General features: G+C 58.1%; 3 protein-coding genes and 1 rRNA gene. 2 read left to right on the top strand and 2 right to left on the bottom strand.

Annotated elements, in window-relative coordinates:
* Nucleotide 1 precedes the first annotated feature (1 nt).
* A 5S ribosomal RNA gene (rrf, locus tag GTP58_RS30775) occupies nt 2-114 on the top strand.
* 102 nt (nt 115-216) lie between these two features.
* On the top strand, nt 217-1,593 hold the full coding sequence (locus tag GTP58_RS30770) for a DUF4214 domain-containing protein (protein WP_161080723.1): 1,377 nt from the start codon (nt 217-219) through the stop codon (nt 1,591-1,593).
* Between the two features lie 3 nt (nt 1,594-1,596).
* Here GTP58_RS30770 and GTP58_RS30765 read toward each other — a convergent pair whose 3' ends face one another.
* Complete coding sequence (locus GTP58_RS30765; RefSeq protein WP_161080722.1) at nt 1,597-2,808, bottom strand: sensor histidine kinase; 1,212 nt, start codon at nt 2,806-2,808, stop codon at nt 1,597-1,599.
* A 45-nt stretch (nt 2,809-2,853) separates the two neighbouring features.
* Nucleotides 2,854-4,215, bottom strand: coding sequence for a sodium-dependent transporter (locus GTP58_RS30760; RefSeq protein ID WP_161080721.1), 1,362 nt, complete (start codon nt 4,213-4,215; stop codon nt 2,854-2,856).
* Nucleotides 4,216-4,525 lie beyond the last annotated feature (310 nt).

The following is a 4,525-nucleotide window of genomic DNA, read 5'->3' as shown; positions in this document are numbered from 1 at the left end:
GCTTGATGACCATAGCAAGTCAGTCCCACCCCTTCCCATCCCGAACAGGACCGTGAAATGACTCTGCGCCGATGATAGTGCTGCAACCAGTGTGAAAGTAGGTTATCGTCAAGCTAGTTATAAGAAAAAGCCCGCTCAGCGTTCTGTGCGGGCTTTTTTGTATCCATCTAGTTATAAAAAAGGTATGATTGTTTTCCTTCTAATTTAAGGACGATCATGAAACCTGCCTTTCAGTTTGCATCCCTGTGCTCCATGGCTGTGCTGCTCGCAGCGTGTGGCGGCTCCAACAGCGATTCGCCGTCCCCAAAAGCGACGGTACTAGGATCGCGCATCGCCCAGGGCGCACAGCATGCGCCGGTGGAATACACCCAGGCGGTACAGAGCATCTACATTGGTTTCTTTGGCCGTCCTGCCGACGCCAAGGGACTGGAGTTCTGGAACCGCATCTTCAGCGACCGCAATTTGCCCACCACGCTGCCGGAGTTGATCACCGCCTATGCTGCGGATGGGCAGGCCAGCAGCGCACTGGATGGTTTTGCCGCCAGCCAGGAATTCGGTGACCTGTATGTCCGCAATAATGCCTCCCTCGTCAACGCCATTTATCTCAATGGATTCAACCGCAATGCCGAGTTGAGCGGCATCCAGTTCTGGGCCGGCTTCCTCGACCGGAAGGAAATCGCACCTGCGCAGGCTGTGCTGCGGATTCTCAGCGGCGCGCAGAATGATGATGCGCTGGTGGTCAGCAAAAAAATCCAGGCGGCGACGATCTTCACCTCTCTGCTCGACACGCCAGACAAAGTTAGTGCCTATGAGTCGCTGTCGAACAACCAGGCCGCGCGCGACCTGCTCGCAAGCATCACGGCGACCACGGATATGACCGCCTTCCGCGCCACGATTGTGAGCTTCATCGCGGCGATGCAGGGCGAGCCGCCGTTCCCGATGGTGTCGCGTTACGCCGGCTTCAATTACCTGCAAGATCTGTCGACGAATACGCCCTTGTATGGCGCCAGCTATTCCTACCTGGCCAGTGGCGTGCTCCAGCCGCTGGGCGGCAGCCTGACCTATGGCCTGACCGCACAGACCATCAAGTTTTATCGCAATGCCGCCGTGCTCAGCTATGATGCGCCGGTGGTTGCCGCTGCCGGCATCGGCAATGGCGTACTCCCGTCCGTGAACATGCTGTGCCAGAATGTCAGCACCCCGGCCGGCAGTATCGTCAAATCCACCGATGTGCTGGTGACCCGCGCCGCCGTGCAGCTGCTCAGCGCAGCGGATCTGGCCAACCAGACGTTCACTGTCTACCGCGAGAACTGCGCGACGGGCGGCAACAATCTGAAGTCGATGTCGTTTGATAGCCAGGGCAATGGCACCTTCCCGCTCAGCTCTGGCGTCCTGACGTTCAATGCGGTTGCGGTAACGCAGATCCTCAATGGCCAAACACAGCCTGACCTGTCGACAGGCAAGCTGCTGGGATTCACGGCCTATCGCTATCCGCGCACCGATGGCAGCAATGCCTACGTCATCATCCAGCACCTGGCCAACCACAAGGTCGGCGTAACCGACGGCATTCTGGCCGTGTGGTCGCAGGAGTAAGGTCTATTTGATCGGCGCCGACATCGGCAAGGTCAGCGTGAAGCGGGTGCCGCCACCCACTTCACTGGTGACGTCGATGCGGCCGCCAAGAATTTCAGTAACGATGTTGTGGACGATGTTCAGGCCCAGGCCTGAACCGCCCACGCCCATCTTGGTGGTGAAGAAGGGATCGAAGATGCGCGGCAAATCCTCGCGCGCGATGCCGACACCGTGATCCTCCACGCTCAGCGTCACCCAGCCTTGCGCAGAAAGGCTCGCCATCACCGCGATCAAACCTTCATTGCGGCCTTCGTAGCCGTGCAGGATGGCGTTGTTAATCAGGTTGGTCACCACCTGCCCCAGTGGGCCAGGATAACTTTCCATCATCAGCTCCGCAGGCACATGCTGCTGGATGACAAACGGCGTGCGCTTGATGGTGGGCTGCAGCGTCAGCAGGTTGCCGGTAATGACTTCCGCCAGCAGGAAGCTGCGGCGCTGGGAGCTGGTCTGGTCCACTGCCACCTGCTTGAAGTTGGTGACGATGTCCGCCGCGCGATGCAGATTGCGCGCAAGGATATCCACCGATAGCCTGGCGTTTTCGATATAGCGTTCAAACTCGGTGCGCGTAATCCCGCCTTCGGCGCTGATGTGGCGGCAGATGTCATCTGTCTGCGATTCAAACGTGGTGGCTGCCATCAGGCTGTTGCCGATCGGGGTGTTCAACTCATGCGCGATGCCGGCCACCAGCGCACCCAGTCCGGCCAGCTTTTCATTACGCACCAGGTCTTCGCGTGCCTGTGCCAGGGTGGCAATCATGTCTTGAAGTTCACGGTTGGCGCGGCGCAGCGCCAGATGGGTGTTGATGCGCGCGAGGACTTCCTCGATCTGAAACGGCTTGGTGATGTAGTCGACGCCGCCCGCGTCGAAGCCCGTGACTTTCTGTTTGGGATCGGTGAGGCCGGTCATGAAGATGACCGGCACATCCTTGGTTTTCTTGCCGGCCTTGAGGCGGCGGCAGGCTTCAAAGCCATCGATGTCCGGCATGACCACATCGAGCAGGATCAGGTCCGGCTCGGCGAACTCGGCGCGCATCAGGCCCTCGGCAGCGGTCTGTGCCAGCACGATCAGAAAGCCGTGCCGTTCCAGCCTGTCCAGCAGCGCGGCCAGATACGATGGTGAATCGTCGACGATCAGTATCGTCGGCATTGGCACTACGGGGATCTCGCTCTGGTTCATCGCGCACCCTGAGTTCTCATGGTGCGGCCAGTATATATCAGCGTTTCAGAACAATCCGAGGCCTTTCAGCATCACTGCCAGGATCAGCAGAGGGGACACATAGCGCAGCAGGAAAAACACCGCGCTGACGGTGACGTGATTACGCAACGCTCCCTGATTGGACAGCGCTTGCTGGAACTTGTCCTTGCCCCACACCCAGCCCACAAACACGGCGAGCAAAATGCCGCCCAGCGGCAGCAGCACATTGGACGAAGCGAAGTCAAACAGGTCAAACATATTCATGCCGAACAATTTGAAGCTGGCCAGCGTGCTGTTGGTCAGCGCGCAGGACGAGCCCAGCACCATCAGCGTGGCGATGGTGACGAGTGTGGCTTTCGGGCGGCTCATGCCCAGGCGTTCGTGCAGGATCACGACCGGGACTTCCATCAGCGACAGCATGGCGCCGGTGGCAGCGACCGATGCGAGGACAAAGAAGGCGATCATCAGCAGCTGGCCGCCGGGAATTTGCGAGAACACCGCAGGGATGGTGATGAACACCAGTGCCGGGCCGGCCGCTGGCTCAAAACCAAACGTGAATACCGCCGGGAAGATGGCAATGCCGGCCAGCATGGAGACGAACAGGTCGGCCAGCATCACGCGCAGCGTCGTCGCCGGGATGTTCTGATCGTCGCGGAAGTAGGAGCCATACGTCATCATGGTACCCATGCCCAGCGACAGCTTGAAGAAGGCCAGGCCCATGGCAGTCAGGATGACGCCGGCGCTAATCTTGCTGAAATCCGGACGGAACAGGAAGGCCAGGCCGTCCGCTGCCTTATCGAGGGACAGGCTGACCGCGCACAGCAGCATCAGCAGCAGGAACAGTACCGGCATCAGCTTCTTGGTGATGCCTTCAATGCCCTTGGTCACCCCCATCAGCAAGATGCCGCCAATAAAGGCCAGCACGCCCCACTGCCACAGCAGTGACTGAACGGGATCGCTGATCAAGGTGCTGAAAGCGCTTTCCGTCACATGGCGGTCGCTACTGAGAATGCTGCCGCCGATGGCTTTCACCACGTAGGCGAATACCCAGGCCACGACTTCAGAATAGAACGACAGAATCAGGAAGGCCGCCACCATGCCGGCCACGCCAACCAGCCACCACGGCAGACTCTTTTTCGGGCTGAGCTTTTGCAACGCCGTGATCGGGTTGGCTTTGGCAGTGCGGCCCATGGTGATCTCCGCAATCATCACTGGCAGACCGATGACCAGTGTGGCCAGCAGATAGATCAGCAGGAAGCCGGCGCCACCGTTGGCGCCAGTCAGATAAGGGAACTTCCAGATATTGCCCAGGCCTACGGCGGAGCCCAGGGTCGCTGCCAGCACGCCAAAGCTGGAACTGAAACCGCCGCGTTTAATCGTGTTGCTCATTGCTGCTTTCTATCGAAATCAAAGGCAGCGATTGTATCAGTTGAAAAAAGAGGGTTGACGGAATGAATGCCGTACAGCATAATCTCATCTCTTCGCTGACGGACACAACGATTCGCAGCAAGCAGTACAGAATGATCTTTAAAAAATTACAGTCGATAAATGTGGGCGTTTGATGCTGCAACAAAAAGCATTAAATGCTCAACAAGAAATAAGCAGTAGTAATACTGTCAGTATTTTGAGTGAGCGAACCATCTCGGTAAAACGGGATAAAACAGAGATTAAACTAAAGAGTTTGATCCTGGCTCAGATT

It is taken from the genome of Duganella sp. CY15W, assembly GCF_009857555.1.
Lineage (GTDB): Bacteria > Pseudomonadota > Gammaproteobacteria > Burkholderiales > Burkholderiaceae_D > Rugamonas > Rugamonas sacchari.
Note: the sequence above shows the minus strand (reverse complement) of the source record. Positions and strands in the feature narration are given on the sequence as shown.

What these genes read in the sequence shown, in the direction of transcription:
- GTP58_RS30770 (WP_161080723.1), top strand. Translation starts at nt 217, where the DNA reads ATGAAACCTGCCTTTCAGTTTGCATCCCTGTGCTCCATGGCTGTGCTG.
- GTP58_RS30765 (WP_161080722.1), bottom strand. Translation starts at nt 2,808, where the DNA reads ATGAACCAGAGCGAGATCCCCGTAGTGCCAATGCCGACGATACTGATC.
- GTP58_RS30760 (WP_161080721.1), bottom strand. Translation starts at nt 4,215, where the DNA reads ATGAGCAACACGATTAAACGCGGCGGTTTCAGTTCCAGCTTTGGCGTG.